This is a genomic window from Streptomyces sp. NPDC002886, assembly GCF_042888445.1.
In the GTDB taxonomy this organism is placed as follows: Bacteria; Actinomycetota; Actinomycetes; order Streptomycetales; family Streptomycetaceae; genus Streptomyces.
This window is the reverse complement of sequence record NZ_JBIAPV010000003.1, coordinates 1028169-1053348: the sequence shown is the minus strand read 5'-3', so window position 1 is coordinate 1053348 and position 25180 is coordinate 1028169. Positions and strand designations below refer to the sequence as shown.

Annotated in this window: 37 protein-coding genes; 35 read left to right on the top strand and 2 right to left on the bottom strand. The window is 67.3% G+C overall.

Annotated elements, in window-relative coordinates:
- The first annotated feature begins 3 nt into the window (after positions 1-3).
- The 34 genes from rplD to glmM all read left to right on the top strand — a co-directional run bounded on the left by rplD (position 4) and on the right by glmM (position 21933).
- The gene (gene rplD, locus ACFYYB_RS17130; protein WP_030008466.1) at positions 4-654 is read left to right on the top strand and encodes a 50S ribosomal protein L4; all 651 of its coding nucleotides are present in this window, start codon (positions 4-6) and stop codon (positions 652-654) included.
- Positions 654-977, top strand: a complete 324-nt coding sequence (gene rplW / locus ACFYYB_RS17125) for a 50S ribosomal protein L23 (protein ID WP_030154694.1) — start codon at positions 654-656, stop codon at positions 975-977. Before rplD ends, rplW begins: the two co-directional genes overlap by 1 nt.
- Before the next feature lie 39 nt (positions 978-1016).
- Complete coding sequence (gene rplB / locus ACFYYB_RS17120; protein WP_254387362.1) at positions 1017-1853, top strand: 50S ribosomal protein L2; 837 nt, start codon at positions 1017-1019, stop codon at positions 1851-1853.
- A gap of 12 nt (positions 1854-1865) precedes the next feature.
- Positions 1866-2147, top strand: a complete 282-nt coding sequence (gene rpsS / locus ACFYYB_RS17115; protein ID WP_023539342.1) for a 30S ribosomal protein S19 — start codon at positions 1866-1868, stop codon at positions 2145-2147.
- A gap of 43 nt (positions 2148-2190) precedes the next feature.
- Positions 2191-2538 carry a 50S ribosomal protein L22 gene (gene rplV / locus ACFYYB_RS17110; RefSeq protein WP_007265904.1) on the top strand — a complete coding sequence of 116 codons (348 nt, stop codon included), beginning with the start codon at positions 2191-2193 and terminating at the stop codon, positions 2536-2538.
- Positions 2538-3380: a 30S ribosomal protein S3 gene (gene rpsC / locus ACFYYB_RS17105; protein WP_112447746.1), complete on the top strand. Its 843-nt coding sequence runs from the start codon at positions 2538-2540 to the stop codon at positions 3378-3380. The genes rplV and rpsC overlap by 1 nt, the downstream gene beginning before the upstream one ends.
- Positions 3381-3385: 5 nt before the next feature.
- A complete protein-coding gene (gene rplP / locus ACFYYB_RS17100) occupies positions 3386-3805 on the top strand; it encodes a 50S ribosomal protein L16 (RefSeq protein ID WP_030026326.1) in 420 nt (139 codons plus the stop codon).
- Positions 3805-4029 (top strand): 50S ribosomal protein L29, encoded by a 225-nt coding sequence (gene rpmC, locus ACFYYB_RS17095; RefSeq protein ID WP_008739703.1) that lies wholly within the window; start codon positions 3805-3807, stop codon positions 4027-4029. The genes rplP and rpmC overlap by 1 nt, the downstream gene beginning before the upstream one ends.
- The gene (gene rpsQ, locus ACFYYB_RS17090; RefSeq protein WP_243333368.1) at positions 4029-4310 is read left to right on the top strand and encodes a 30S ribosomal protein S17; all 282 of its coding nucleotides are present in this window, start codon (positions 4029-4031) and stop codon (positions 4308-4310) included. Before rpmC ends, rpsQ begins: the two co-directional genes overlap by 1 nt.
- 124 nt (positions 4311-4434) lie before the next feature.
- Positions 4435-4803 carry a 50S ribosomal protein L14 gene (rplN, locus tag ACFYYB_RS17085; RefSeq protein WP_003956455.1) on the top strand — a complete coding sequence of 123 codons (369 nt, stop codon included), beginning with the start codon at positions 4435-4437 and terminating at the stop codon, positions 4801-4803.
- A gap of 2 nt (positions 4804-4805) precedes the next feature.
- On the top strand, positions 4806-5129 hold the full coding sequence (gene rplX / locus ACFYYB_RS17080) for a 50S ribosomal protein L24 (protein WP_215023444.1): 324 nt from the start codon (positions 4806-4808) through the stop codon (positions 5127-5129).
- Positions 5129-5680: a 50S ribosomal protein L5 gene (rplE, locus tag ACFYYB_RS17075; protein WP_030388859.1), complete on the top strand. Its 552-nt coding sequence runs from the start codon at positions 5129-5131 to the stop codon at positions 5678-5680. The genes rplX and rplE overlap by 1 nt, the downstream gene beginning before the upstream one ends.
- 5 nt (positions 5681-5685) lie before the next feature.
- Positions 5686-5871 carry a type Z 30S ribosomal protein S14 gene (locus tag ACFYYB_RS17070; protein ID WP_003956452.1) on the top strand — a complete coding sequence of 62 codons (186 nt, stop codon included), beginning with the start codon at positions 5686-5688 and terminating at the stop codon, positions 5869-5871.
- Between the two features lie 223 nt (positions 5872-6094).
- Positions 6095-6493 (top strand): 30S ribosomal protein S8, encoded by a 399-nt coding sequence (rpsH, locus tag ACFYYB_RS17065; RefSeq protein ID WP_008739698.1) that lies wholly within the window; start codon positions 6095-6097, stop codon positions 6491-6493.
- A 20-nt stretch (positions 6494-6513) separates the two neighbouring features.
- Positions 6514-7053 (top strand): 50S ribosomal protein L6, encoded by a 540-nt coding sequence (gene rplF, locus ACFYYB_RS17060; protein ID WP_243333369.1) that lies wholly within the window; start codon positions 6514-6516, stop codon positions 7051-7053.
- Between the two features lie 2 nt (positions 7054-7055).
- Complete coding sequence (rplR, locus tag ACFYYB_RS17055) at positions 7056-7439, top strand: 50S ribosomal protein L18 (protein ID WP_008739696.1); 384 nt, start codon at positions 7056-7058, stop codon at positions 7437-7439.
- Between the two features lie 46 nt (positions 7440-7485).
- On the top strand, positions 7486-8088 hold the full coding sequence (gene rpsE / locus ACFYYB_RS17050; protein ID WP_008739695.1) for a 30S ribosomal protein S5: 603 nt from the start codon (positions 7486-7488) through the stop codon (positions 8086-8088).
- A complete protein-coding gene (gene rpmD / locus ACFYYB_RS17045; protein ID WP_112447741.1) occupies positions 8088-8270 on the top strand; it encodes a 50S ribosomal protein L30 in 183 nt (60 codons plus the stop codon). Before rpsE ends, rpmD begins: the two co-directional genes overlap by 1 nt.
- Position 8271: 1 nt before the next feature.
- Positions 8272-8727 (top strand): 50S ribosomal protein L15, encoded by a 456-nt coding sequence (gene rplO, locus ACFYYB_RS17040; RefSeq protein ID WP_243333371.1) that lies wholly within the window; start codon positions 8272-8274, stop codon positions 8725-8727.
- 185 nt (positions 8728-8912) lie between these two features.
- A complete protein-coding gene (gene secY, locus ACFYYB_RS17035) occupies positions 8913-10229 on the top strand; it encodes a preprotein translocase subunit SecY (protein WP_389435971.1) in 1317 nt (438 codons plus the stop codon).
- Positions 10229-10876, top strand: a complete 648-nt coding sequence (locus tag ACFYYB_RS17030; protein ID WP_327305086.1) for an adenylate kinase — start codon at positions 10229-10231, stop codon at positions 10874-10876. The genes secY and ACFYYB_RS17030 overlap by 1 nt, the downstream gene beginning before the upstream one ends.
- A gap of 101 nt (positions 10877-10977) precedes the next feature.
- Positions 10978-11829, top strand: a complete 852-nt coding sequence (gene map / locus ACFYYB_RS17025) for a type I methionyl aminopeptidase (RefSeq protein WP_266912804.1) — start codon at positions 10978-10980, stop codon at positions 11827-11829.
- A 178-nt stretch (positions 11830-12007) separates the two neighbouring features.
- The gene (gene infA, locus ACFYYB_RS17020) at positions 12008-12229 is read left to right on the top strand and encodes a translation initiation factor IF-1 (RefSeq protein ID WP_003956442.1); all 222 of its coding nucleotides are present in this window, start codon (positions 12008-12010) and stop codon (positions 12227-12229) included.
- A 76-nt stretch (positions 12230-12305) separates the two neighbouring features.
- The gene (gene rpmJ, locus ACFYYB_RS17015; RefSeq protein ID WP_003956441.1) at positions 12306-12419 is read left to right on the top strand and encodes a 50S ribosomal protein L36; all 114 of its coding nucleotides are present in this window, start codon (positions 12306-12308) and stop codon (positions 12417-12419) included.
- Positions 12420-12619: 200 nt separating this feature from the next.
- Positions 12620-13000, top strand: coding sequence for a 30S ribosomal protein S13 (gene rpsM / locus ACFYYB_RS17010; protein WP_053682609.1), 381 nt, complete (start codon positions 12620-12622; stop codon positions 12998-13000).
- A 54-nt stretch (positions 13001-13054) separates the two neighbouring features.
- On the top strand, positions 13055-13459 hold the full coding sequence (rpsK, locus tag ACFYYB_RS17005; protein ID WP_006376016.1) for a 30S ribosomal protein S11: 405 nt from the start codon (positions 13055-13057) through the stop codon (positions 13457-13459).
- A 202-nt stretch (positions 13460-13661) separates the two neighbouring features.
- A complete protein-coding gene (locus ACFYYB_RS17000; RefSeq protein WP_008739666.1) occupies positions 13662-14684 on the top strand; it encodes a DNA-directed RNA polymerase subunit alpha in 1023 nt (340 codons plus the stop codon).
- Positions 14685-14774: 90 nt separating this feature from the next.
- Positions 14775-15239: a 50S ribosomal protein L17 gene (gene rplQ, locus ACFYYB_RS16995; RefSeq protein WP_250751467.1), complete on the top strand. Its 465-nt coding sequence runs from the start codon at positions 14775-14777 to the stop codon at positions 15237-15239.
- A 106-nt stretch (positions 15240-15345) separates the two neighbouring features.
- Positions 15346-16197 (top strand): tRNA pseudouridine(38-40) synthase TruA, encoded by an 852-nt coding sequence (gene truA / locus ACFYYB_RS16990; protein ID WP_389435970.1) that lies wholly within the window; start codon positions 15346-15348, stop codon positions 16195-16197.
- 53 nt (positions 16198-16250) lie between these two features.
- Complete coding sequence (locus ACFYYB_RS16985; protein WP_389435969.1) at positions 16251-17870, top strand: ABC-F family ATP-binding cassette domain-containing protein; 1620 nt, start codon at positions 16251-16253, stop codon at positions 17868-17870.
- Between the two features lie 66 nt (positions 17871-17936).
- On the top strand, positions 17937-19196 hold the full coding sequence (locus tag ACFYYB_RS16980) for a glycosyltransferase family 87 protein (RefSeq protein ID WP_389435968.1): 1260 nt from the start codon (positions 17937-17939) through the stop codon (positions 19194-19196).
- A gap of 234 nt (positions 19197-19430) precedes the next feature.
- The gene (gene rplM / locus ACFYYB_RS16975) at positions 19431-19874 is read left to right on the top strand and encodes a 50S ribosomal protein L13 (protein ID WP_112447734.1); all 444 of its coding nucleotides are present in this window, start codon (positions 19431-19433) and stop codon (positions 19872-19874) included.
- Between the two features lie 46 nt (positions 19875-19920).
- Complete coding sequence (gene rpsI, locus ACFYYB_RS16970) at positions 19921-20442, top strand: 30S ribosomal protein S9 (RefSeq protein WP_327254492.1); 522 nt, start codon at positions 19921-19923, stop codon at positions 20440-20442.
- Positions 20443-20574: 132 nt separating this feature from the next.
- Complete coding sequence (glmM, locus tag ACFYYB_RS16965; RefSeq protein ID WP_389435967.1) at positions 20575-21933, top strand: phosphoglucosamine mutase; 1359 nt, start codon at positions 20575-20577, stop codon at positions 21931-21933.
- Positions 21934-22015: 82 nt separating this feature from the next.
- Here the strand turns inward: glmM and ACFYYB_RS16960 are convergent, their stop codons facing one another.
- Both ACFYYB_RS16960 and coaA read right to left on the bottom strand, forming a co-directional pair.
- Positions 22016-22966: a DUF389 domain-containing protein gene (locus tag ACFYYB_RS16960; protein WP_389435966.1), complete on the bottom strand. Its 951-nt coding sequence runs from the start codon at positions 22964-22966 to the stop codon at positions 22016-22018.
- A 43-nt stretch (positions 22967-23009) separates the two neighbouring features.
- On the bottom strand, positions 23010-23945 hold the full coding sequence (coaA, locus tag ACFYYB_RS16955) for a type I pantothenate kinase (protein WP_327309303.1): 936 nt from the start codon (positions 23943-23945) through the stop codon (positions 23010-23012).
- Between the two features lie 446 nt (positions 23946-24391).
- On the opposite strand from coaA, the gene ACFYYB_RS16950 reads away from it, so the two are divergent.
- The gene (locus ACFYYB_RS16950; RefSeq protein ID WP_389435965.1) at positions 24392-25135 is read left to right on the top strand and encodes a hypothetical protein; all 744 of its coding nucleotides are present in this window, start codon (positions 24392-24394) and stop codon (positions 25133-25135) included.
- Positions 25136-25180: the final 45 nt, after the last annotated feature.

Below are 25180 nucleotides of genomic sequence, written 5' to 3'. Positions count from 1 at the left end.
TTAATGAGCACCATTGACATCCTTTCGCCGGCAGGCGACAAGGCCGGTACCGTCGAGCTCCCCGCGGAGATCTTCGACGCGAAGACCAGCGTTCCGCTGATCCACCAGGTCGTCGTCGCTCAGCTGGCTGCTGCCCGTCAGGGCACGCACAAGACCAAGCGTCGTGGCGAAGTCCGTGGTGGTGGCCGCAAGCCGTACCGCCAGAAGGGCACCGGCCGCGCTCGCCAGGGTTCCACCCGCGCTCCGCAGTTCGTTGGCGGTGGCGTCGTCCACGGCCCGCAGCCGCGTGACTACTCGCAGCGGACCCCGAAGAAGATGAAGGCCGCCGCCCTCCGCGGTGCCCTCTCGGACCGTGCGCGTCACTCCCGCATCCACGTCGTCACCGGCGTGGTCGAGGGTGCCGCCTCCACGAAGGCCGCCAAGACGCTGTTCGGCAAGATCTCGGAGCGCAAGAACCTGCTCCTGGTCGTCGAGCGCGCCGACGAGGCTGCGTGGCTGTCCGCCCGCAACCTGCCCCAGGTGCACATCCTGGAGCCGGGCCAGCTGAACACGTACGACGTGATCGTCTCTGACGACGTGGTCTTCACTCAGGCCGCTTTCGAGTCCTTCGTGTCTGGCCCCAAGGCCGATGAGACCGAAGGGAGCGACGCCTGATGTCTGAGGCGACCGTTACCAGCAAGACCTTCACCGACCCGCGCGACCTGCTGATCAAGCCGGTTGTCTCGGAGAAGAGCTACGCGCTGCTGGACGAGAACAAGTACACGTTCATCGTCGCGCCCGGCTCCAACAAGACTCAGATCAAGCAGGCCGTCGAGGCGGTCTTCGGGGTCAAGGTCACCGGGGTCAACACGATCAACCGTCAGGGTAAGCGCAAGCGCACCAAGACCGGTTTTGGCAAGCGCGCTGACACCAAGCGCGCCATCGTGACCCTCGCTGAGGGCGACCGAATCGACATCTTCGGCGGCCAGGCCTCCTAACGGAGGTCTAGTCGTCCGGAATCGGACGAGGACTGAGAAATGGGTATCCGCAAGTACAAGCCGACGACCCCGGGCCGTCGTGGCTCCAGCGTCGCCGACTTTGTCGAGATCACGCGGTCCACGCCGGAGAAGTCGCTGGTCCGCCCCCTGCACAGCAAGGGCGGCCGTAACAACACCGGTCGGATCACGGTTCGACACCAGGGTGGCGGCCACAAGCGCGCCTACCGTGTGATCGACTTCCGTCGTCACGACAAGGACGGCGTGCCGGCCAAGGTCGCGCACATCGAGTACGACCCCAACCGCACTGCGCGCATCGCGCTCCTGCACTACGCCGACGGTGAGAAGCGCTACATCATTGCGCCGAAGAACCTGAAGCAGGGCGACCGGATTGAGAACGGCCCCACGGCCGACATCAAGCCCGGTAACAACCTGGCGCTCCGCAACATCCCGGTCGGTACCACGATCCACGCGATCGAGCTCCGTCCCGGTGGCGGCGCCAAGTTCGCCCGCTCCGCTGGTGCCTCCGTGCAGCTGCTCGCGAAGGAGGGCGTCATGGCCCACCTCCGCATGCCGTCCGGTGAGATCCGTCTCGTCGACGCCCGCTGCCGCGCCACCGTCGGTGAGGTCGGCAACGCCGAGCAGTCGAACATCAACTGGGGCAAGGCCGGCCGCATGCGCTGGAAGGGCGTTCGCCCCTCCGTCCGCGGTGTCGCGATGAACCCGGTCGACCACCCGCACGGTGGTGGTGAGGGTAAGACCTCCGGTGGTCGTCACCCGGTCTCCCCGTGGGGTCAGAAGGAGGGTCGTACTCGCTCGCCGAAGAAGGCTTCGAGCAAGTACATCGTCCGCCGCCGCAAGACGAACAAGAAGCGCTAGGAGCGGGTTTAGATGCCGCGCAGTCTCAAGAAGGGACCCTTCGTCGACGGACACCTCATCAAGAAGGTGGACGTACAGAACGAAGCCGGTACCAAGAACGTCATCAAGACCTGGTCCCGTCGCTCGATGATCATCCCGGCCATGCTGGGTCACACCATCGCGGTGCACAACGGCAAGATCCACGTCCCGGTGTTCGTCACCGAGTCGATGGTCGGCCACAAGCTCGGCGAGTTCTCGCCGACTCGCACCTTCCGCGGCCACGTCAAGGACGACCGGAAGTCGAAGCGCCGCTAAAGGCGGGGTGGTTACGACTATGACTTACACCGAAGGGACAACCATGGAAGCCAGGGCCCAGGCGCGGTACATCCGCGTCACGCCCATGAAGGCCCGCCGAGTGGTGGACCTTATCCGTGGCATGGATGCCACGGAGGCTCAGGCGGTCCTGCGTTTCGCCCCGCAGGCCGCGAGCGTGCCGGTTGGCAAGGTGCTCGACAGCGCCATCGCCAACGCCGCACACAACTACAACCACCCGGACGCCTCCACGCTGGTCATCAGCGAGGCGTACGTGGACGAGGGCCCGACCCTGAAGCGGTTCCGTCCGCGTGCCCAGGGCCGTGCCTACCGGATCCGCAAGCGGACCAGCCACATCACCGTGGTCGTCAGCAGCAAGGAAGGTTCCCGGTAATGGGCCAGAAGGTAAACCCGCACGGGTTCCGGCTCGGCATCACCACCGACTTCAAGTCGCGTTGGTACGCCGACAAGCTGTACAAGGACTACGTCAAGGAAGACGTCGCCATCCGCAGGATGATGACGTCCGGCATGGAGCGCGCCGGCATCTCGAAGGTTGAGATCGAGCGCACCCGTGACCGCGTGCGTGTGGACATCCACACCGCTCGTCCGGGCATCGTCATCGGTCGCCGTGGCGCCGAGGCCGACCGCATCCGCGGTGACCTCGAGAAGCTCACGGGCAAGCAGGTGCAGCTGAACATCCTCGAGGTCAAGAACCCCGAGGTCGACGCTCAGCTCGTCGCGCAGGCCGTTGCCGAGCAGCTCTCCTCCCGCGTCTCCTTCCGTCGCGCCATGCGTAAGAGCATGCAGGGCACGATGAAGGCCGGCGCCAAGGGCATCAAGATCCAGTGCGGCGGTCGCCTCGGCGGCGCCGAGATGTCCCGCTCCGAGTTCTACCGCGAAGGCCGTGTGCCGCTGCACACCCTCCGCGCGAACGTGGACTACGGCTTCTTCGAGGCCAAGACCACCTTCGGCCGTATCGGTGTGAAGGTCTGGATCTACAAGGGCGACGTCAAGAACATCGCCGAGGTTCGCGCCGAGAACGCTGCGGCCCGTGCGGGTAACCGCCCGGCCCGTGGTGCCGCCGGCGCTGGCGACCGTCCCGCCGGCCGTGGTGGCCGTGGTGGCGAGCGCGGCGGCCGTGGTGGCCGCAAGCCGCAGCAGGCTGCTGGTGCCGAGGCCCCCAAGGCCGACGCTCCCGCCGCCGCTCCGGCTGAGAGCACCGGAACGGAGGCCTGACCGACATGCTGATCCCTCGTAGGGTCAAGCACCGCAAGCAGCACCACCCGAAGCGCCGCGGTATGGCCAAGGGCGGTACTGAGGTCTCGTTCGGCGAGTACGGCATCCAGGCGCTTACCCCCGCCTACGTGACGAACCGCCAGATCGAGGCGGCTCGTATCGCGATGACCCGCCACATCAAGCGTGGCGGCAAGGTCTGGATCAACATCTACCCGGACCGTCCGCTGACGAAGAAGCCTGCCGAGACCCGCATGGGTTCCGGTAAGGGTTCTCCCGAGTGGTGGATCGCGAACGTGCACCCGGGCCGGGTCATGTTCGAGCTGTCCTACCCGAACGAGAAGATTGCTCGTGAGGCGCTCACCCGCGCTGCTCACAAGCTTCCGATGAAGTGCCGGATTGTTCGGCGCGAGGCAGGTGAGTCGTGATGGCGACGGGAACCAAGGCGTCCGAGCTGCGTGAGCTCGGTAACGAGGAGCTCGTTGGCAAGCTGCGCGAGGCCAAGGAAGAGCTGTTCAAGCTGCGCTTCCAGGCGGCCACGGGCCAGCTGGAGAACAACGGCCGGCTCAAGTCCGTCCGTAAGGACATCGCTCGCATCTACACCCTGATGCACGAGCGTGAGCTCGGTATCGAGACGGTGGAGAGCGCCTGATGAGCGAGAAGAACGTGACTGAGACGACTGACCGCGGCTTCCGCAAGACCCGTGAGGGTCTTGTCGTCAGCGACAAGATGGACAAGACCGTCGTCGTCGCTGTCGAGGACCGCGTGAAGCACGCTCTGTACGGCAAGGTCATCCGCCGTACGAACAAGCTCAAGGCGCACGACGAGCAGAACGCTGCCGGCGTCGGCGACCGCGTCCTCATCATGGAGACGCGTCCGCTGTCGGCGAGCAAGCGCTGGCGCATCGTCGAGATCCTCGAGAAGGCCAAGTAATTATCTGAGGCCCTGGGCATCACGCCCAGGGGCCCCTCAGGTTCGTTCCGCCAGGCTCGGTGGGGGCGGTAGCTCTTCGGAGTGATGCCCCCGCCGGGAACCGGCAGACAAACAGGAGATAGACGTGATCCAGCAGGAGTCGCGACTGCGTGTCGCCGACAACACTGGTGCCAAGGAGATCCTTTGCATCCGTGTTCTCGGTGGTTCCGGTCGCCGCTACGCGGGCATCGGTGACGTCATCGTTGCCACCGTCAAGGACGCGATCCCCGGTGGCAACGTGAAGAAGGGTGACGTCGTCAAGGCGGTCATCGTTCGCACCGTGAAGGAACGCCGCCGCCAGGACGGCTCGTACATCCGCTTCGACGAGAACGCCGCCGTCATTCTGAAGAACGACGGCGACCCTCGCGGCACCCGTATCTTCGGCCCGGTGGGCCGTGAGCTGCGCGAGAAGAAGTTCATGAAGATCATCTCGCTCGCGCCGGAGGTGCTGTAAGCATGAAGATCAAGAAGGGCGACCTGGTTCAGGTCATCACCGGTAAGGACAAGGGCAAGCAGGGCAAGGTCATTCTGGCCATCCCTACTGAGAACCGCGTCCTGGTCGAGGGTGTCAACCGGGTCAAGAAGCACACCAAGGCCGGCCAGACCGCTGGTGGCTCGCAGACCGGTGGCATCGTGATCACCGAGGCGCCGATCCACGTCAGCAACGTTCAGCTGGTTGTGGAGAAGGACGGCCAGAAGGTCGTTACCCGCGTCGGTTTCCGCTTCGATGACGAGGGCAACAAGATCCGCGTTGCCAAGCGGACGGGTGAGGACATCTGATGGCTACCACTCCGCGTCTCAAGACGAAGTACCGCGAGGACATCGCGGGCAAGCTGCGTGAAGAGTTCTCCTACGAGAACGTCATGCAGATTCCCGGCCTCGTGAAGATCGTGGTCAACATGGGTGTGGGCGACGCCGCCCGCGACTCCAAGCTGATCGACGGCGCCATCAAGGACCTGACGACGATCACCGGTCAGAAGCCGGCCGTCACGAAGGCCCGCAAGTCCATCGCGCAGTTCAAGCTGCGCGAGGGTCAGCCGATCGGCTGCCACGTCACCCTCCGTGGTGACCGCATGTGGGAGTTCCTGGACCGTACGCTGTCGCTCGCGCTGCCGCGTATCCGTGACTTCCGTGGTCTGTCGCCGAAGCAGTTCGACGGCCGTGGCAACTACACCTTCGGTCTCACGGAGCAGGTCATGTTCCACGAGATCGACCAGGACAAGATCGACCGTACCCGGGGTATGGACATCACCGTGGTCACCACGGCGACCAACGACGACGAGGGCCGCGCCCTCCTTCGTCACCTCGGCTTCCCCTTCAAGGAGGCGTAAGCGAGATGGCGAAGAAGGCTCTCATCGCGAAGGCTGCCCGTAAGCCCAAGTTCGGTGTGCGTGCGTACACCCGCTGCCAGCGCTGCGGTCGCCCCCACTCCGTGTACCGCAAGTTCGGCCTGTGCCGCGTGTGCCTTCGTGAGATGGCTCACCGTGGCGAGCTGCCGGGCGTGACCAAGAGCTCCTGGTAATTCCCTCTCGTCCGCAAGGACTTGAGGAGTACCAGGCACTCTCGGTAAGCATCTGGACGGCGGATGCCCGGCCGCGCATGCCTTAGGCTTGTGTGGTTGGGCGTCCGCCGCCCATAACGACTTACTACGCCGTAGGTCCCCGCACCGCACCCGTCCCGCCACTGAGCGGGGAGAGGGATGGCGCATACAGGAAACCCCGGCGAGAGAGGCCGAAGGCCACTTCATGACCATGACTGACCCGATCGCAGACATGCTCACGCGTCTGCGTAACGCTAACTCGGCGTACCACGACTCCGTCGTGATGCCGCACAGCAAGATCAAGTCGCACATCGCAGAAATCCTCAAGCAGGAGGGTTTCATCACCGGCTGGAAGGTCGAGGACGCCGAGGTCGGCAAGAACCTCGTCCTCGAGCTGAAGTTCGGCCCGAACCGCGAGCGCTCCATTGCGGGCATCAAGCGGATCTCGAAGCCCGGTCTGCGTGTGTACGCAAAGTCCACCAACCTGCCGAAGGTGCTCGGCGGCCTGGGCGTGGCGATCATCTCCACGTCCCACGGTCTGCTCACCGGCCAGCAGGCAGGCAAGAAGGGCGTAGGTGGGGAAGTCCTCGCCTACGTCTGGTAGTCGGGAACGGAGGAAAAGCAATGTCGCGAATCGGCAAGCTCCCCATCCAGGTTCCCGCCGGTGTGGACGTCACCATCGACGGCCAGGCTGTGGCTGTGAAGGGCCCCAAGGGTTCCCTCGCGCTCACCGTCAAGGCGCCGATCGAGATCGTCAAGGGTGAGGACGGCGTTCTGAACGTCACCCGCCCCAACGACGAGCGTCAGAACAAGGCCCTGCACGGCCTGTCCCGCACGCTGGTGGCGAACATGATCACCGGCGTGACCACGGGTTACGTCAAGGCTCTTGAGATCAGCGGTGTCGGTTACCGCGTCGCCGCGAAGGGCTCCAACCTGGAGTTCCAGCTTGGTTACAGCCACCCGATCCTGATCGAGGCGCCCGAGGGCATCTCCTTCAAGGTCGAGTCGCCCACCAAGTTCTCGGTCGAGGGCATCGACAAGCAGAAGGTCGGCGAGGTCGCCGCCAACATCCGCAAGCTGCGGAAGCCCGACCCGTACAAGGCCAAGGGTGTCAAGTACGCCGGCGAAGTCATCCGCCGCAAGGTCGGAAAGGCTGGTAAGTAGCCATGGCATACGGTGTAAAGATCGCCAAGGGCGACGCGTACAAGCGTGCCGCCAAGGCCCGCCGCCACATCCGCATCCGCAAGAACGTCTCGGGTACGGCGGAGCGTCCGCGCCTCGTCGTGACGCGTTCCAACCGCAACATCGTTGCTCAGGTCATCGACGACCTCCAGGGTCACACCCTGGCGTCCGCGTCGACCCTGGACACCTCGATCCGCGGTGGCGAAGGCGACAAGAGCGCCCAGGCCCAGGCCGTCGGCGCACTCGTCGCCGAGCGTGCCAAGGCCGCGGGTGTCGAGACCGTCGTGTTCGACCGCGGTGGCAACCGATACGCCGGGCGCATTGCCGCTCTGGCTGACGCCGCCCGCGAAGCCGGGCTGAAGTTCTAAGCCCCGTTTTCCGGGACTCACGGACGTAACAGAGAGAGGTAATCCAATGGCTGGACCCCAGCGCCGCGGAAGCGGTGCCGGTGGCGGCGAGCGGCGGGACCGGAAGGGTCGCGACGGTGGCCCTGCCGCCGAGAAGACCGCTTACGTTGAGCGCGTTGTCGCGATCAACCGCGTCGCCAAGGTTGTCAAGGGTGGTCGCCGCTTCAGCTTCACCGCGCTGGTCGTGGTGGGCGACGGTGACGGCACTGTAGGTGTCGGTTACGGCAAGGCCAAGGAAGTTCCCGCGGCCATCGCCAAGGGTGTCGAGGAAGCCAAGAAGTCCTTCTTCAAGGTTCCGCGCATCCAGGGCACCATTCCTCACCCGATCACGGGCGAGCGCGCCGCGGGCGTCGTGCTGCTGAAGCCGGCCGCCCCTGGTACCGGTGTTATCGCCGGTGGCCCGGTGCGCGCCGTTCTGGAGTGCGCCGGCGTTCACGACATCCTGTCGAAGTCGCTCGGCTCTTCCAACGCGATCAACATCGTGCACGCGACCGTGGCGGCCCTCAAGGGCCTGCAGCGTCCCGAGGAGATCGCGGCTCGCCGTGGTCTGCCCCTCGAGGACGTCGCTCCCGCGGCTCTGCTCCGTGCACGTGCTGGGGCGGGTGCGTAATGGCTCGCCTCAAGGTCACGCAGATCAAGTCGTACATCGGCAGCAAGCAGAACCACCGCGACACGCTGCGTTCGCTCGGGCTCAAGCGCCTGAACGACGTCGTCGTCAAGGAGGACCGCCCCGAGTTCCGCGGAATGGTTCACACCGTCCGCCACCTCGTGACGGTTGAGGAGGTTGACTAACATGGCTGAGAGCAGCCCGCTGAAGGCCCACAACCTCCGTCCCGCCCCCGGCGCCAAGACCGCGAAGACCCGTGTCGGTCGTGGTGAGGCGTCGAAGGGTAAGACGGCCGGTCGTGGTACGAAGGGCCAGAAGGCCCGTTACCAGATCCCGCAGCGCTTCGAGGGTGGGCAGATGCCCCTCCACATGCGTCTGCCGAAGCTCAAGGGCTTCAAGAACCCGTTCCGCACCGAGTTCCAGGTCGTGAACCTGGACAAGCTCGGCGCTCTCTACCCCGAGGGTGGAGAAGTCACGGTGGCCGACCTGGTCGCCAAGGGCGCGGTTCGCAAGAACAGCCTCGTCAAGGTCCTGGGCCAGGGCGAGATCTCCGTGGCGCTGCAGGTTTCGGTTGACGCCGTTTCCGGCTCCGCCAAGGAGAAGATTGCCGCCGCTGGTGGCTCTGTGACCGAGCTCGTCTAAGACGAACTCAGTGACAAATAGCTAGAAACCCGACCGGGGATGCCTCACATATGGGGCATCCCCGGTTGGTCGTTCCATGGGAGGTGCAGACGCCGGTAAGGTGGCTGCACCTTTGCTTGTAAACATTCGTCGATCCCTCAGACCGTCACCTCTGACGCAGTAGCGCGGGGGTCGCAGGAGGCACCGTGCTCACCGCGTTCGCCCGGGCGTTCAAGACGCCCGACCTGCGCAAGAAGCTGCTTTTCACGCTCGCCATCATCGCGCTGTACCGACTCGGTTCCCACGTGCCGGTACCCGGTGTGAGCTACAAGAACGTTCAGATCTGTGTGGACCAGATGGGGGCGGGCAACAACAGCCTCTTCGGTCTCGTCAACATGTTCAGCGGTGGCGCGCTGCTCCAGATCACGATCTTTGCGCTCGGCATCATGCCGTACATCACGGCGAGCATCATCCTGCAGCTGCTGACCGTGGTCATCCCGAAGCTGGAGAACCTCAAAAAAGAGGGTCAGTCCGGCACGGCGAAGATCACTCAGTACACGCGCTATCTGACGGTCGCACTCGCGATCCTGCAGGGCACCGGCCTCGTCGCCACCGCCCGCAGCGGCGCTCTCTTCCAGAGCTGCATGGTCAAGGACCAGATCGTCCCCGACCGTTCGATCTTCACGACCGTCGTCATGGTGCTCACCATGACCGCCGGCACCTGCCTCGTCATGTGGCTCGGTGAGCTCATCACCGACCGGGGCATCGGCAACGGCATGTCGATCCTTATGTTCATCTCGATCGCCGCCGGCTTCGTCGGCTCCCTGTGGGCCATCAAGGAGCAGGGCAAGATCGCGGGCGGCTGGGTCGAGTTCGGCGTGGTCATCCTGGTCGGCCTCGCGATGGTGGCCCTGGTGGTCTTCGTCGAGCAGGCGCAGCGGCGGATCCCGGTCCAGTACGCGAAGCGCATGATCGGCCGGCGCGCGTACGGCGGCACCTCGACGTACATCCCCCTCAAGGTGAACCAGGCCGGTGTCATCCCGGTCATCTTCGCCTCGTCGCTGCTGTACATCCCGGCGTTGATCGTTCAGTTCAGCGGTTCCACCGCAGGCTGGGCGACCTGGATCAGCAAGCACTTCGTCAAGGGCGACCACCCGTACTACATCGCCACCTACTTCCTCCTGATCGTCTTCTTCGCGTTCTTCTACGTGGCGATCTCGTTCAACCCCGAGGAAGTTGCAGACAACATGAAGAAGTATGGTGGGTTCATTCCGGGCATCCGCGCCGGTCGGCCTACCGCCGAGTACCTGAGCTACGTACTCAACCGGATCACCTGGCCGGGGTCGCTGTACCTGGGTCTGATCGCTCTTGTGCCGACGATGGCGTTGGCCGGCTTCGGAGCGAACCAGAACTTCCCGTTCGGCGGGACGAGCATCCTGATCATCGTGGGTGTGGGTCTGGAAACCGTGAAGCAGATCGAGAGCCAGCTCCAGCAGCGTAATTACGAAGGGTTCCTCCGCTGATGCGAATCGTCCTCGTCGGCCCGCCGGGCGCGGGCAAGGGAACGCAGGCGACTGTGCTTGCCGAGACCTTGTCGATCCCCCACATCTCCACGGGCGACTTGTTCCGGGCCAACATCAGCCAGGGCACCGAGCTCGGCCGGCGTGCGAAGGCGTTCATGGACGCGGGTGACCTCGTCCCGGACGAGATCACCATCGGCATGGCCAAGGACCGCATGGAGCAGGAGGACGCCGCCGGCGGTTTCCTGCTGGACGGTTTCCCGCGCAACGTGTCCCAGGCGGAAGCCCTCGACGTGATGCTGAAGGCCGGCGCCATGAACCTCGACGCCGTCCTCGACCTGGAGGTCGAGGAGGACGAGGTCGTCAAGCGCCTCGCCGGGCGGCGCACCTGCCGCAAGGACAGCTCGCACATCTACCACGTGGACTACCGCCCGTCGAAGGTCGAGGGTGTCTGCGACATCGACGGCGGCGAGCTGTACGTGCGCGAGGACCAGACCGAGGACGCCGTGCGCAACCGGCTGGAGGTCTACCACACCCAGACCGAGCCGATCATCGACTACTACAAGGCCCAGGGCCTCGTGTCGACGATCCCGGCCCTGGGTGAGGTCAAGGACGTCACGCAGCGCGCGCTGGACGCCCTCAAGAAGTAGCGAGCAGTAGTTTCACCTGTAGTGCAGCCCCGGCCGCGGTGTCCCCAGGACGCCGCGGCCGTACTGTTGAAAGACCCGAATCCGAAGGTGGCAGGTACGTCATGGTCCAGATCAAGACCCCCGAGCAGATCGCGAAGATGCGTGAGGCGGGGCTTGTCGTCGCTGCGATCCACGCGGCGACCCGTGAGGCGGCCGTGCCGGGCGCCACGACGCGGGATCTGGACATGGTGGCCCGCAAGGTCATCGCGGACGCCGGCGCCAAGTCGAACTTCCTCGGGTACGGCGGGTTCCCCGCGACCATCTGCACCTCGGTGAACGAGGTCGTGGTCCACGGCATCCCCGACGACAAGACGGTCCTCAAGGACGGCGACATCATCTCGATCGACGCCGGCGCGATCGTCGACGGCTGGCACGGCGACGCCGCGTACACCGCCTTCGTGGGCTCTGGGCACGCCCCTGAGCTCGTGGAGCTCTCCCGGGTGACCGAGGAGTCCATGTGGGCCGGTATCGCCGCCATGAAGCTCGGCAACCGCCTCGTGGACATCTCGAAGGCGATCGAGACGTACATCAAGCGGCAGCCGCGTCCCACCACGGGTGAGCACAGCCTCGGCAAGTTCGGGATCATCGAGGACTACGGCGGCCACGGCATCGGTTCCGAGATGCACATGGACCCGCACCTGCTGAACTACGTCTCGCGCAAGCGCGGCAAGGGCATCAAGCTCGTCCCGGGCCTGTGCCTGGCGATCGAGCCGATGGTCTCCCTGGGCACCGCCCAGACGGAGGTCCTGGCGGACGACTGGACGGTCATCACCACGGATGGCACCTGGTCCTCGCACTGGGAGCACTCCATCGCCCTGACCGAGGAGGGGCCGATCGTGCTGACCTCCCCGGACTGCGGCAAGGCGAAGCTGGCGGAGTACGGCGTGAGCACCGCGCCGGACCCGCTTGGCTGAGCCGGACGGGCCCGCGGTCCGGTATGGGCAGGATTGATGATCTATCCTGTAGGGCACACTTTCCGGATTCGTCTTTCGGAAGGCCCTGACGTAGACTGACTCGTCGGCTCCTTTGCACCCGCATGTCCTCATGCGAAGGCGGGGAGCTGATCAAGGTAGCCGATTCGAAAGGCGAAGCGTGGCCAAGAAGCAAGGTGCCATCGAAATCGAGGGCACCGTGATCGAGTCCCTCCCGAACGCGATGTTCAAGGTGGAACTCCAGAACGGTCACAAGGTCCTCGCGCACATCAGCGGCAAGATGCGCATGCACTACATCCGCATCCTTCCTGATGACCGGGTTGTCGTGGAGCTTTCTCCCTACGACCTGACGCGTGGCCGGATCGTCTACCGATACAAGTAGATCTTGTCTTCATCCCCGTCCGGACGTCCTGTCCTGACGTGCGGGTGGTGGCACTGACCCGGAGAACCTCACCAACATGAAGGTCAAGCCGAGCGTCAAGAAGATCTGCGACAAGTGCAAGGTGATCCGCCGTCACGGTCGGGTCATGGTCATCTGCGACAACCTGCGCCACAAGCAGCGCCAGGGCTGACGCACGCCGACCGACCTGCACTACGCAGTTCTTCGCGCGACGTAAGAAAACGTACATACGCAGAACCCGCCCAGTCCTGACCAGGACCGGCGGCACCTCCGGCGGGGGCCGGGGACCCGGGCGTACCACCACCCAACAGGTGTGGTCGGCGGTCGGGGTTCGGTTCTGCGGAAGACCCCCGAACACACAGGAGCCATTGAATGGCACGCGTTTCCGGTGTTGACATCCCGCGCGAAAAGCGTGTGGAGATCGCACTTACCTACGTCTTCGGTGTCGGTCGCACCCGGTCCAAGGAAATCCTTGCGGCCACCGGTGTGAACCCCGACACCCGCGTTCGTGACCTGGCCGAAGAGGACCTGGTCAAGATCCGCGAGTACGTGGACGCCAACCTCCGCACCGAGGGTGACCTCCGCCGCGAGATCCAGGCCGACATCCGTCGCAAGGTCGAGATCCAGTGCTACCAGGGTGTTCGCCACCGTCGTGGCCTGCCCGTGCACGGTCAGCGCACCAGCACGAACGCCCGTACCCGCAAGGGTCCGCGTCGCGCGATCGCCGGTAAGAAGAAGCCGGGCAAGAAGTAGTCCTGTTCAGCGGTCTTGCGCTGTAGGACCGACCACCTCCCGTAGGAGATTTAGATGCCCCCCAAGGGTCGTCAGGGCGCTGCCAAGAAGGTGCGCCGCAAGGAAAAGAAGAACGTCGCTCATGGGCACGCCCACATCAAGAGCACGTTCAACAACACCATCGTCTCGATCACGGACCCCGCGGGCAACGTGATCTCCTGGGCCTCCGCCGGCCACGTCGGCTTCAAGGGCTCGCGCAAGTCCACCCCCTTCGCCGCGCAGATGGCCGCTGAGTCGGCCGCCCGTCGCGCGCAGGAGCACGGCATGCGCAAGGTCGACGTCTTCGTCAAGGGTCCCGGCTCCGGCCGTGAGACCGCGATCCGCTCCCTGCAGGCCACTGGCCTGGAGGTCGGCTCGATCCAGGACGTCACCCCCACCCCGCACAACGGCTGCCGTCCGCCCAAGCGTCGCCGCGTCTGATCCGGGGCGGCGCGATCCGCGCCGCCGCGTATGACGAGGCCCGCTCAGGCTTCGCACCTGTGCGTCTTTGAGTGTTCGGGCGGTACGAACCCCTCGCGGGGGACGTACCGCCCGTACCCTTGTAGTCCGCGGACCCGTGCACACAGCGGGGCCGTATCCGTCGGGCGTCAAATAGTGGGCGTCCACGAATGAAGGAATCCACATGCTTATCGCTCAGCGCCCCTCGCTGACCGAAGAGGTCGTAGACGAGTACCGCTCGCGGTTCGTGATCGAGCCGCTCGAGCCGGGCTTCGGCTACACCCTCGGCAACTCGCTCCGCCGCACGCTCCTGTCCTCGATCCCGGGTGCCGCTGTCACCAGCATCCGCGTGGACGGCGTCCTGCACGAGTTCACCACCGTGCCGGGTGTCAAGGAAGACGTCACCGACATCATCCTCAACATCAAGCAGCTGGTCGTCTCCTCGGAGCACGACGAGCCGGTCGTGATGTACCTGCGCAAGCAGGGTCCCGGCCTGGTCACCGCTGCCGACATCGCGCCCCCGGCCGGTGTCGAGGTGCACAACCCGGACCTGGTCCTCGCCACGCTCAACGGCAAGGGCAAGCTGGAGATGGAGCTGACCGTCGAGCGCGGTCGCGGCTACGTCTCCGCCGTCCAGAACAAGCAGCTGGGCCAGGAGATCGGTCGCATCCCGATCGACTCCATCTACAGCCCGGTCCTCAAGGTCACCTACAAGGTCGAGGCGACCCGAGTCGAGCAGCGCACCGACTTCGACAAGCTGATCGTCGACGTCGAGACCAAGCAGGCCATGCGCCCGCGCGACGCCATGGCGTCCGCCGGCAAGACCCTGGTCGAGCTGTTCGGTCTGGCCCGCGAGCTCAACATCGACGCCGAGGGCATCGACATGGGCCCCTCGCCGACGGACGCGGCCCTGGCCGCCGATCTCGCCCTGCCGATCGAGGAGCTCGAGCTCACCGTTCGGTCGTACAACTGCCTCAAGCGCGAGGGCATCCACTCCGTGGGTGAGCTCGTCGCCCGCTCCGAGGCCGACCTGCTCGACATCCGCAACTTCGGTGCGAAGTCGATCGACGAGGTCAAGGCGAAGCTGGCCGGCATGGGCCTGGCCCTCAAGGACAGCCCGCCCGGATTCGACCCGACCGCCGCCGCCGACGCCTTCGGCGCCGACGACGACGCGGACGCCGGTTTCGTCGAGACCGAGCAGTACTAAGCACCACCAGAAACTTTCCCGCGGCATCCGCCTCGGGGGAACTGTCACCGGTACCTGACACGGCCGGTGCAGATATGAAGGAGTATGACCATGCCGCGTCCCGCAAAGGGTGCCCGTCTGGGCGGCAGCGCCGCGCACGAGAAGCACCTCCTCGCGAACCTCGCGAAGTCGCTCTTCGAGCACGGCCGCATCACCACCACCGAGGCCAAGGCCCGTCGCCTGCGTCCCTACGCCGAGCGTCTGGTGACCAAGGCCAAGAAGGGCGACATCCACAACCGTCGCCTGGTGCTGCAGACGATCACGGACAAGAGCATCGTGCACACGCTGTTCACCGAGATCGCCCCGCGCTACGAGAACCGCCCCGGTGGTTACACGCGCATCACCAAGATCGGCAACCGTCGTGGCGACAACGCCCCGATGGCCGTGATCGAGCTGGTCGAGGCCCTTACGGTCGCCCAGCAGGCCACTGGTGAGGCCGAGGCCGCCACCAAGCGCGCCGTGAAGGAGGCGGAGGCCGCCGAGGCTCCCGCCGCCGAGGAGACCAAGGAGGCCTGATCCCTTCCGGGATCACGCTGAATGGCTCTGAACGGGTCCGCCCCCTTACCGGGGCGGGCCCGTTCTGCATTCGTGCCGAAGACGCGGCCGAGAGAGGATCTGTCACGTGAGTGACGAGGTGGAGCCCGGGCACGTCCGGGTGCGGCTGGACCTGAGCTACGACGGCAAGGACTTCTCCGGCTGGGCGAAGCAGCGCGTGCTGCGCACCGTCCAGGGGGAGCTGGAGTCGGCCCTGCAGACCGTGATGCGGCTGCCCGACCCGGTGGAGCTGACCGTGGCCGGCCGGACCGACGCGGGCGTGCACGCACGCGGGCAGGTCGCGCAGTTCGACGTACGGGACGAGGTGTGGGCCGAGCACCAGGACAAGCTGCTGCGCCGCCTCGCCGGGCGGCTGCCGCACGACGTACGGGTGTGGAAGGCCGCCGAGGCCCCCGCCGGCTTCAACGCGCGGTTCTCCGCGATCTGGCGCCGCTACGCCTACCGCGTGGGCGACCACCAGGCCGGCGTGGACCCGCTGCGCCGCGGGCACGTGCTCTGGTACCAGTGGCCGCTCGACGTGGACGCCATGAACGAGGCCGCCGCCGCGCTGGTCGGAGAGCACGACTTCGCCGCGTACTGCAAGAAGCGCGAGGGGGCCACGACCATCCGCACCCTCCAGCAGCTCAGCTGGGAGCGGGACGCGGAGGGGATCATCACCGCGACCGTCCGCGCCGACGCCTTCTGCCACAACATGGTCCGCTCCCTGGTCGGGGCCCTGCTGCACGTCGGCGACGGCCACCGGACGACCGACTGGCCCGGGAAGGTGCTGGCCGCGGCCGTACGGGATTCCTCGGTGCACGTGGTCAAGCCGCACGGGCTGACGCTGGAGGAGGTCGGCTATCCCGCCGACGAGCTGCTGGCCGCCCGCAGCAAGGAGGCGCGGAACCTGCGGACCCTGCCCGCGGCGGGCTGCTGCTAGTGCGTGCCTAATCCGTTTGGGCGGATCGGCGCCGGACCTGGACAATGCCCCGCATGGGACATCTCGAAGCCAGCCACCTGGAGTACTACCTTCCCGACGGGCGGGTCCTGCTCCCCGACGTCTCCTTCCGGGTGGGGGAGGGGGCGGTCGTCGCCCTGGTCGGGGCGAACGGGGCCGGCAAGACCACGTTGCTGAAGATGATCTCCGGCGAGCTCCAGCCGCACGGCGGCGGCGTGACCGTCAGCGGCGGGCTGGGCGTGATGTCGCAGTTCGTGGGCTCGGTCCGCGACGAGACGACCGTACGGGACCTGCTGGTCTCGGTGGCCCAGCCGCGGATCCGGGAGGCGGCCAAGGCCGTGGACCGTGCCGAGCAGCTGATCCTCACGGTGGACGACGAGCCCGCCCAGATGGCCTACGCCCAGGCGCTGAGCGACTGGGCCGACGTGCAGGGGTACGAGGCGGAGACGCTGTGGGACGTCTGCACGATGGCCGCGCTGGCGATCCCGTACGACTCGGCGCAGTTCCGCGAGGTGCGCACGCTCTCGGGCGGTGAGCAGAAGCGGCTGGTCCTGGAGGCGCTGCTGCGCGGGCCGGACGAGGTACTGCTGCTCGACGAACCGGACAACTACCTGGACGTCCCGGGCAAGCGGTGGCTGGAGGAGCAGCTCAAGGCCACCCGCAAGACGGTGCTCTTCGTCAGCCACGACCGGGAGCTGCTGACCCAGTCCGCCGAGAAGATCATCAGCCTGGAGGCGAGCCCGAACGGCTCGGACGTGTGGGTGCACGGTGCGGGCTTCGCCACCTTCCACGACGCCCGCAAGGAGCGCTTCGCGCGCTTCGAGGAGCTCAAGCGGCGCTGGGACGAGGAGCACGCCAGGCTGAAGGCCCTGGTGCTGCGCCTGCGCGGCCAGGCCGCGATCAGCCCGGACATGGCCTCGCGATACCACGCGATGCAGACCCGCTTCAAGAAGTTCGAGGAGGCCGGGCCGCCGCCCGAGCCGCCGCGCGAGCAGGACATCAAGATGCGGCTCAAGGGCGGCCGTACGGGCGTGCGCGCGCTCACGGTGGAGAACCTGGAGCTCACCGGGCTGATGAAGCCCTTCTCCCTGGAGGTCTTCTACGGGGAGCGGGTCGCGGTCCTGGGCTCGAACGGCTCCGGGAAGTCGCACTTCCTGCGCCTGATGGCGGGGGAGGACGTCAAGCACACGGGGACGTGGAAGCTCGGCGCCCGCGTGGTTCCCGGCCACTTCGCGCAGACCCACGCCCACCCCGAGCTGTTCGGCCGCACGCTCGTCGACATCCTGTGGACGGAGGCGGCGAAGCCGCTCGGCCAGGCGATGGGCGCCCTGCGCCGCTACGAGCTGGAGCGCCAGGGCGAGCAGCCCTTCGAGAGGCTCTCGGGCGGCCAGCAGGCGCGTTTCCAGATCCTGCTGCTGGAGCTGGCCGGTACGACGGCGCTGCTCCTGGACGAGCCGACGGACAACCTCGACCTGGAATCGGCGGAGGCGCTGCAGGACGGGCTGGAGGCGTACGACGGCACTGTGCTGTGCGTCACGCACGACCGGTGGTTCGCGCGCACATTTGACCGTTACCTGGTCTTCGGTTCAGACGGTGTTGTGCGGGAGACTACGGAGCCCGTCTGGGACGAACGTAGGGTCGAGCGGAAGCGCTAGGGGGAGACCACCCCCGGCTTGGGTCGAGGGGACTTCGTAGTGGGGCTGCGGCCGAGTGTCTGGGTCATGAAATGGGACAGCCCGTCGTCCTGGGACCGGGGGGTGGCCTGGCTGTTGAGGCCGGCCCCCCGGTCCTGGCGGTTCGTGGGTCTGGTGATCCTGCTGTCGGTGTCGGTCGCGGCGAGCCTGCGGGTGAACTGGGGCTCGGACAACGCCTTCGTGCTCAAGGCGGCCGACGCCCTGCTCGCCGGGGTCTCCCCGTACGAGGACAAGCGGTTCCTCTACCTGCCCAGCGCCGTGATCATGGCGATCCCCGAGGCCCTGCTGCCGGAGCCGCTGCTGCGCGTGGTGCTCCCGCTGGGGATGATCGGGCTCGTCGGCCTCGGCTGGTGGGCCTCGCTGCGGCTGTTCTCGGTACCGGTGCGCTCGCGGCTCGCGGTCGGCGGTTTCGCGCTGTTCGCGCTTGCGTACAAGCCGTTCATCAACCTGGTGCAGATCGCGAACTGGACGGCCATCTCGGCCGCCGCCCTACCGGTGGCGCTGCTGCTGGCGCACCGCAAGCACTGGGCCGCGGCCGGGCTGGTGGTGGGCCTCGCCATCGCCTGCAAGCCGATGCTGGTGCCGATCGGTCTGCTCTTCCTGCTGGCCCGGCAGTGGCGGGGGCTGGCGCTCGCGGTGGGCGTTCCGGTGGGGCTCTCGCTGGCGGGGGCGCTGATGATGCCGCACCCGATGCTCTTCTTCACCAAGACCCTGCCGTTCCTGCTCCAGGGCCAGGATTCCTACGCGCTGCCCTGGGACGCCTCGCCGATCGCGGCGCTGCCGCGGCTGGGGGTGCCCGGGCCGCTGGCGGTGCTGCTGGCCTTCGCGGGGGCCGCCTGCGGGCTGTGGGCGACCTGGCGCCGGTGGCGGCGGCCGGTCGAGGCGGACGGCGACGGCGGTGAGCTCAGGCTGGTGGAGACCGCCTGCATGGTGATGCTCGCCGCATTCCTGGTGTCGCGGCCCTCCTTCGACCACTACCTGATCGTGGTGCTCCCGCTGCTGCTGGCGTCGGGGGTGCGGGAGGGCTCGATGCCGCGCTCGCCCTGGTTCTGGGTGGCTCTGCTGCCGCAGACGGCGGGCATCCCGTGGCCCTCGGAGTTCGAGGCCAAGAGGAGGGCGTTCCGGGACATGGTGACCCTGTGCGCACTCGCCGGACTGCTGGCGCGTCGAGCACTGCGGTCGCGCCGGGGTACTCTGGAGCTTGTACGAACTACGGGGTCCCCACCCAGGACCGAACCGGAGTGCGCCGCGAGCCCCGTGCAAACGGGATCGCGGACCGCGTTTTGACCCTTCCAGGTCTTCAGGGGTACCCTGCTGGTTCGTTATGCGTATTGGCTTGCTCATTCTCACGTGAATTCGCCTTACGCCGGTCCACCGGGCCGATGACCAGCGGTACACACGGGTTGCGTCTCCGATGTGAACCAGGGCTGTCGTGATCGTCCGTGGTGACCCATGTCAGGACCCGTCCCTCGGGCTCACCCCCCGGGGATGACCCACCACTGAAGAAGCGAAGGCATACGCGTGCGTACGTTCAGCCCCAAGCCCGGCGACATCTCGCGCCAGTGGCACGTCATCGACGCCCAGGACGTTGTCCTCGGCCGTCTGGCGACCCAGGCCGCTACCCTCCTGCGGGGTAAGCACAAGCCGACTTACGCCCCCCACATGGACATGGGCGACTTTGTCATCATCATCAACGCCGACAAGGTCCACCTGTCCGGCAACAAGGCGACCCAGAAGATGGCGTACCGCCACTCCGGGTTCCCGGGCGGCCTGCGTTCGGTCCGCTACGACGACCTCCTGGCGAACAACCCGGAGAAGGCCGTCGAGAAGGCCATCAAGGGCATGATCCCCAAGAACACCCTGGGCCGTCAGATGCTCTCGAAGCTGAAGGTCTACTCGGGCGATGTGCACCCCCACGCTGCTCAGCAGCCGGTGCCGTTCGAGATCACCCAGGTCGCGCAGTAGTTCCGGCCACCACACCCCCTAAGACAAGAAACTTCTGAGGAGCATCGTGGCCGAGACCACCGCCGAGACGACCCCCGTCGAAGAGTTCGAGGGCAACGTCGAGGAGTACACCACCGAGACCGCGGACGTAGTCGAGGGTGACTACACGTCCGAGTCCCTTGCCGGTCGCTTCGGTGACCCCCAGCCGGCCGCCGGCCTGGGCCGTCGCAAGAACGCCATCGCCCGCGTCCGGATCGTTCCGGGCACCGGCAAGTGGAAGATCAACGGTCGCACCCTTGAGGACTACTTCCCCAACAAGGTGCACCAGCAGGAAGTCAACGAGCCGTTCAAGCTGCTCGAGCTCGACAACCGCTACGACGTCATCGCCCGCATCTCGGGTGGCGGCGTGTCCGGTCAGGCCGGCGCCCTGCGCCTCGGTGTGGCCCGTGCGCTGAACGAGGCGGACCAGGACAACAACCGCCCGGCGCTGAAGAAGGCCGGCTTCCTCTCCCGCGACGACCGTGCGGTCGAGCGCAAGAAGGCCGGTCTCAAGAAGGCCCGTAAGGCTCCGCAGTACAGCAAGCGTTAATCACGCCCGCTGTTCAGCACGAATCCGCCCCGGCAGCACTCTGTGTGCTGCCGGGGCGGTTCGTTTACCGCCAAAAGCGGCAAATAATTGGCACAACTGCTCATAGCGAAGTGTGAACTCGGGAGGACAACAGTGGGACGACTCTTCGGGACGGACGGTGTACGAGGCGTCGCCAACGCGGATCTGACGGCCGAGCTGGCGCTCGGTCTCTCCGTGGCGGCCGCGCACGTACTGGCCGAGGCGGGTACCTTCGAGGGCCACCGGGCCACGGCCGTGGTCGGCCGGGATCCCCGGGCCTCGGGCGAGTTCCTGGAGGCCGCAGTCGTCGCGGGCCTCGCGAGCGCGGGCGTGGACGTCCTGCGCGTCGGTGTGCTGCCCACCCCGGCGGTGGCGTATCTCACCGGTGCGCTGGGCGCCGACCTCGGCGTCATGCTCTCGGCCAGCCACAACGCCATGCCCGACAACGGCATCAAGTTCTTCGCGCGCGGCGGTCACAAGCTCGCCGACGAGCTGGAGGACCGGATCGAGTCGGTCTACGACGACCACCGCACGGGTGCTCCCTGGGACCGCCCGACGGGCGCCGGTGTCGGCCGCGTCTCCGACTACACCGAGGGCTTCGACAAGTACGTCGCCCACCTCATGGGTGTCCTGCCCAACCGCCTCGACGGCCTCAAGGTGGTCCTCGACGAGGCCCACGGCGCGGCCGCCTTCGTCTCGCCCGAGGCCTTCACCCGGGCCGGCGCGGAGATCGTCACCATCGGTGCCGAGCCCGACGGCCTGAACATCAACGACGGCTGCGGTTCCACCCACCTCGGTCTGCTGAAGCAGGCCGTCGTCGAGCACGGGGCCGACCTCGGCATCGCGCACGACGGTGACGCCGACCGCTGCCTCGCCGTGGACGGCAACGGCGAGGAGGTCGACGGGGACCAGATCCTCGCGGTGCTCGCGCTGGCGATGCGCGAGGCCGGGCACCTGCGCGAGGACACCGTCGTCGCCACCGTGATGTCGAACCTGGGCTTCAAGCTGGCCATGGAGTCCGAGGGCATCAACGTCGTGCAGACGGGCGTCGGCGACCGGTACGTCCTGGAGTCGATGAAGGAGCACGGGTACGCGCTGGGCGGCGAGCAGTCCGGCCACGTGATCATCCTCGACCACGCCACCACCGGTGACGGCACCCTGACCGGCCTGATGCTGGCGGCCCGGATCGCGGCCACCGGCACGCCCCTGGCCGAGCTGACCGGGATCATGACGCGGCTGCCGCAGGTCCTGGTCAACGTCCCCGACGTGGACAGGTCGCGGGTCACCACCTCCGGCGAGCTGGCCGCGGCCGTCGCCGACGCGGAGCGGGAGCTCGGCACGACCGGGCGCGTCCTGCTGCGTCCGTCGGGCACCGAGCCCCTCGTACGGGTGATGGTGGAGGCCGCCGACATCGAGCAGGCCCGCGCGGTCGCCGGCCGCCTCGCGGACGTCGTGAAGTCGGCGCTCGGCTAGAGCCCGCCCTCCCGTCACGACAGCGGCCCCGCGCTACGAAGCTTCGTAGCGCGGGGCCGCTGTCGTGAGGCGTGGCGGGGGCTCAGGCCTTGGACGTCGTACGCCGCCAGCGGCCGCGCTGGGTGCGCCACAGGAGCTTTTGGCCGAGCAGGGTCAGGACACCGGCCAGCATGATGCCGAAGAGGTTCAGCAGGAGCTGCTCCGCCGAGCCCCACATCTGGGCGTACTCCCCGTAGCCGAGGGCCACGGCCGCGTTGGCGGCGGCCGGGACCGTGGTCACCGAGATCGCGACGCCGACCAGCGCCCCGGACTTCGCCGAGGTCAGGGAGAGCACCCCGGCCACGCCCGCGAGCAGCGCCACCACGAACGAGAACAGGTCCGGCTGCCAGATGAAGCTGGTGTTGGGGCGGGGCTTGTCCAGCATCTCGTGGTGGAACAGCCCGAGGGCGTCCATGACCAGGGTGAAGAGGGTGGTCGCGACCATCGCGGAGGCGAAGCCCACCAGCAGGGCGATCAGCGAGCGGGCGGCCAGCCTGGGGGCGCGCTGCACCAGGGCGGTGCAGACGCCGGCGAGCGGCCCGAACTCCGGACCGACCGCCATCGCGCCCACGATCAGGATGGCGTTGTCGAGGACCACACCGCAGGCCGCGATCATCGTGGCGACGATCATGAAGGCGCTGTAGGTGATGCTGAGGGTGGACTCCTCGTGGGTCGCCTCGCTCAGCTGCTCCCACAGGACGGCGTCGGCGGCCTCGCCCGGCGCCTCCTCCTCGGCCCGGTCGGCGCGCTCCGACAGGGACAGGTCGATGTTCTCGACCGCGATCGACCCGTCCTTGTCGATGCCGAGCTCGCGGAGCTCGTTCAGGAGCTCGTCGCCCGCCTCGCGCGCGACGTCGCACAGCACGATGTCGCCCGCCGGGATGCGGGCGGCCCCGGGCAGCACGGCCAGATGGGTGGTGCCGACCGTCCCCTCGACGATCCTGACCACGGCATCGGTGCGGTCCGACGGAATGATCATCCGTAGATGCAGCATGGCCGCACCCTAGCCTCCGGCGGCCCCCGGTATCAGGTGGCGCTCAGAGCTTGCGCAGACTCAGCTTCTGCACCTTGTGGTCGGGGCCCTTGCGGACCACCAGGGTGGCGCGGCCGCGGGTCGGGGCCACGTTCTCCAGCAGGTTCGGCTTGTTGATGGTCCGCCACATCGTCTGCGCGTACTCCAGCGCCTCCTCCTCGGAGACCTGGGTGTACTTGCGGAAGTAGGAGAAGGGGTTCTGGAACGCCGTCTCGCGCAGCTTGCGGAACCGGTTGAGGTACCAGCGCTCGATGTCCTCGGGGCGGGCGTCCACGTACACGCTGAAGTCGAAGTAGTCGGCGAGGCCGACCCGGGTGCGGCCGTCCTTGCCGGGCATGGCCGGCTGCAGGACGTTGAGCCCCTCGACGATCAGGATGTCGGGACGGCGTACGACCAGCCGCTCGTCGGGGACGATGTCGTAGATCAGGTGGGAGTAGACCGGGGCCGTGACCTCGTCCTTGCCCGCCTTGATGTCGGCGACGAAGCGGGTCAGCGCGCGGCGGTCGTAGGACTCGGGGAAGCCCTTGCGGGCGGTCAGGCCGCGCCGTTCGAGCTCCTTCATCGGATAGAGGAAGCCGTCGGTGGTGACCAGCTCCACGCGCGGGTGCTCCGGCCAGCGGGCCAGGAGAGCCTGGAGGAGACGGGCCACGGTGGACTTGCCCACCGCGACCGAGCCGGCGACCCCTATGACGAAGGGGGTGCCCGTCTGGGCGCCGTGGCCGTTGCCCGCGTCACCCAGGAAGGTGTTGAGGGTGCCGCGCAGGTTGCTGGTGGCGCCGACGTACAGGTTCAGCAGCCGGGAGAGCGGCAGGTAGACGTCGCGGACCTCGTCGAGGTCGATGACGTCGCCCAGTCCCCGCAGCCGCTCGACCTCGTCGGCCGTCAGCGGGAGCGGGGTGCGCTCGCGCAATGCGCTCCACTCGGCACGGGTGAGGTCCACGTAGGGGGAGGCCTCGTGGCCCCGGCGGCGCGTGGGGTGCGCGGCGTGCTCGGGGTGCCGGGGCTCGGTCTGCGGGGCCTGCTGGTCCCGCGCAGGGGGCTCCGATCCGTCGGGGCGCTCCGTTGCGCGGTCCGGCGTGCTTCGTGGCGGCGAAGAGATCACACGGCCATTGTCACGGGTCACGGGCCGCCGTGGGTGGTGTGGTCGGTCACGTGGGCCCGGGTCTTATGGCCCGGGGTGGGTGGGATGTACGGGCGGTGGTCTCGACCGGGAGCTCCCGGGGTACCGGCAGGGCCGCGATGGGTGCCGAGTGCGGCCGACTCCGGAGCGGTGCCGGTGGGGCCCCGTACGGTGTGGATCACTGCAGCTCGTGACGCCGCCCCCAGGCCGGGGCGGTCGGGCGTGCTGCCCTTGCCGTAGACCTTTCCTGTGGGGGGAACACCACCATGCGCACCGCATTCGTCCGCCGTACCGTCCTGTCCGCCTCGGCCGTGGCCCTGGCGCTGCTCGCCACGGCCTGCGGGGGCTCGTCCGACACGGCGGACGGGAAGTCCGACGCGTCCGCGGTCAAGGGGAAGGCGGCCGCCGAGCTCGGTGCGGAGCTCGTGAACGGGGCGGACCTGCCCGATCACGTCGTCAAGCCCCCCCTGCCGGAGGAGGTCGAGGCCGCTCCCAGTGCCACCAGCGACAGGCCCGAGTGCGTTCCGCTGGTCAAGGCGATGGCCATGGCGGAGGTGGGCACCCCCGTCGGAACCACAAGGGTCAAGACCTTCGACAAGCCGAAGGAGCCGGCCGCCGGCGCGAGCGCGGTGGAGAGGCTGAAGGCCAAGATGAGCGTCCTTCGCGCCACCACTACCGCCGTCACCCTGACCTCGTACAACGGCAAGGGTGCGGAGGAGGCCTTCGCTTCCTTCGAAGGCGCGGGAACGGCCTGCGCCGGGGGCTACTCGGCCACCCACGCAGGGGAGACGGTCCAGGTGCTCAAGGTGGCCGCGGGCGTCCCCGTCCAAGGCGGGGACGAGTCGCTCGCCTACGCGATCGAACTGAACTATGGGGGGCAGGTGCTCAACACGCAGGTGGTGGTCGTGCGCAAGGCGAATGCTCTTGCCGTCTTCTCGGCCCTGAGCACCTCAGGTATCGCCGAGCAGCCGAAGGCCGTCGTTGCGGCACAGGTCAAGAAGCTCGGCTGACGGATCCGTTCGTCGCGCGTGCGTCAACCCCGCTCCGGCGTCCGC

What these genes read in the sequence shown, in the direction of transcription:
- rplD (WP_030008466.1), top strand. Translation starts at nt 4, where the DNA reads ATGAGCACCATTGACATCCTTTCGCCGGCAGGCGACAAGGCCGGTACC.
- rplW (WP_030154694.1), top strand. Translation starts at nt 654, where the DNA reads ATGTCTGAGGCGACCGTTACCAGCAAGACCTTCACCGACCCGCGCGAC.
- rplB (WP_254387362.1), top strand. Translation starts at nt 1,017, where the DNA reads ATGGGTATCCGCAAGTACAAGCCGACGACCCCGGGCCGTCGTGGCTCC.
- rpsS (WP_023539342.1), top strand. Translation starts at nt 1,866, where the DNA reads ATGCCGCGCAGTCTCAAGAAGGGACCCTTCGTCGACGGACACCTCATC.
- rplV (WP_007265904.1), top strand. Translation starts at nt 2,191, where the DNA reads ATGGAAGCCAGGGCCCAGGCGCGGTACATCCGCGTCACGCCCATGAAG.
- rpsC (WP_112447746.1), top strand. Translation starts at nt 2,538, where the DNA reads ATGGGCCAGAAGGTAAACCCGCACGGGTTCCGGCTCGGCATCACCACC.
- rplP (WP_030026326.1), top strand. Translation starts at nt 3,386, where the DNA reads ATGCTGATCCCTCGTAGGGTCAAGCACCGCAAGCAGCACCACCCGAAG.
- rpmC (WP_008739703.1), top strand. Translation starts at nt 3,805, where the DNA reads ATGGCGACGGGAACCAAGGCGTCCGAGCTGCGTGAGCTCGGTAACGAG.
- rpsQ (WP_243333368.1), top strand. Translation starts at nt 4,029, where the DNA reads ATGAGCGAGAAGAACGTGACTGAGACGACTGACCGCGGCTTCCGCAAG.
- rplX (WP_215023444.1), top strand. Translation starts at nt 4,806, where the DNA reads ATGAAGATCAAGAAGGGCGACCTGGTTCAGGTCATCACCGGTAAGGAC.
- rplE (WP_030388859.1), top strand. Translation starts at nt 5,129, where the DNA reads ATGGCTACCACTCCGCGTCTCAAGACGAAGTACCGCGAGGACATCGCG.
- ACFYYB_RS17070 (WP_003956452.1), top strand. Translation starts at nt 5,686, where the DNA reads ATGGCGAAGAAGGCTCTCATCGCGAAGGCTGCCCGTAAGCCCAAGTTC.
- rpsH (WP_008739698.1), top strand. Translation starts at nt 6,095, where the DNA reads ATGACCATGACTGACCCGATCGCAGACATGCTCACGCGTCTGCGTAAC.
- rplF (WP_243333369.1), top strand. Translation starts at nt 6,514, where the DNA reads ATGTCGCGAATCGGCAAGCTCCCCATCCAGGTTCCCGCCGGTGTGGAC.
- rplR (WP_008739696.1), top strand. Translation starts at nt 7,056, where the DNA reads ATGGCATACGGTGTAAAGATCGCCAAGGGCGACGCGTACAAGCGTGCC.
- rpsE (WP_008739695.1), top strand. Translation starts at nt 7,486, where the DNA reads ATGGCTGGACCCCAGCGCCGCGGAAGCGGTGCCGGTGGCGGCGAGCGG.
- rpmD (WP_112447741.1), top strand. Translation starts at nt 8,088, where the DNA reads ATGGCTCGCCTCAAGGTCACGCAGATCAAGTCGTACATCGGCAGCAAG.
- rplO (WP_243333371.1), top strand. Translation starts at nt 8,272, where the DNA reads ATGGCTGAGAGCAGCCCGCTGAAGGCCCACAACCTCCGTCCCGCCCCC.
- ACFYYB_RS17030 (WP_327305086.1), top strand. Translation starts at nt 10,229, where the DNA reads ATGCGAATCGTCCTCGTCGGCCCGCCGGGCGCGGGCAAGGGAACGCAG.
- map (WP_266912804.1), top strand. Translation starts at nt 10,978, where the DNA reads ATGGTCCAGATCAAGACCCCCGAGCAGATCGCGAAGATGCGTGAGGCG.
- rpmJ (WP_003956441.1), top strand. Translation starts at nt 12,306, where the DNA reads ATGAAGGTCAAGCCGAGCGTCAAGAAGATCTGCGACAAGTGCAAGGTG.
- rpsM (WP_053682609.1), top strand. Translation starts at nt 12,620, where the DNA reads ATGGCACGCGTTTCCGGTGTTGACATCCCGCGCGAAAAGCGTGTGGAG.
- rpsK (WP_006376016.1), top strand. Translation starts at nt 13,055, where the DNA reads ATGCCCCCCAAGGGTCGTCAGGGCGCTGCCAAGAAGGTGCGCCGCAAG.
- ACFYYB_RS17000 (WP_008739666.1), top strand. Translation starts at nt 13,662, where the DNA reads ATGCTTATCGCTCAGCGCCCCTCGCTGACCGAAGAGGTCGTAGACGAG.
- rplQ (WP_250751467.1), top strand. Translation starts at nt 14,775, where the DNA reads ATGCCGCGTCCCGCAAAGGGTGCCCGTCTGGGCGGCAGCGCCGCGCAC.
- ACFYYB_RS16985 (WP_389435969.1), top strand. Translation starts at nt 16,251, where the DNA reads ATGGGACATCTCGAAGCCAGCCACCTGGAGTACTACCTTCCCGACGGG.
- ACFYYB_RS16980 (WP_389435968.1), top strand. Translation starts at nt 17,937, where the DNA reads ATGAAATGGGACAGCCCGTCGTCCTGGGACCGGGGGGTGGCCTGGCTG.
- ACFYYB_RS16960 (WP_389435966.1), bottom strand. Translation starts at nt 22,966, where the DNA reads ATGCTGCATCTACGGATGATCATTCCGTCGGACCGCACCGATGCCGTG.
- ACFYYB_RS16950 (WP_389435965.1), top strand. Translation starts at nt 24,392, where the DNA reads ATGCGCACCGCATTCGTCCGCCGTACCGTCCTGTCCGCCTCGGCCGTG.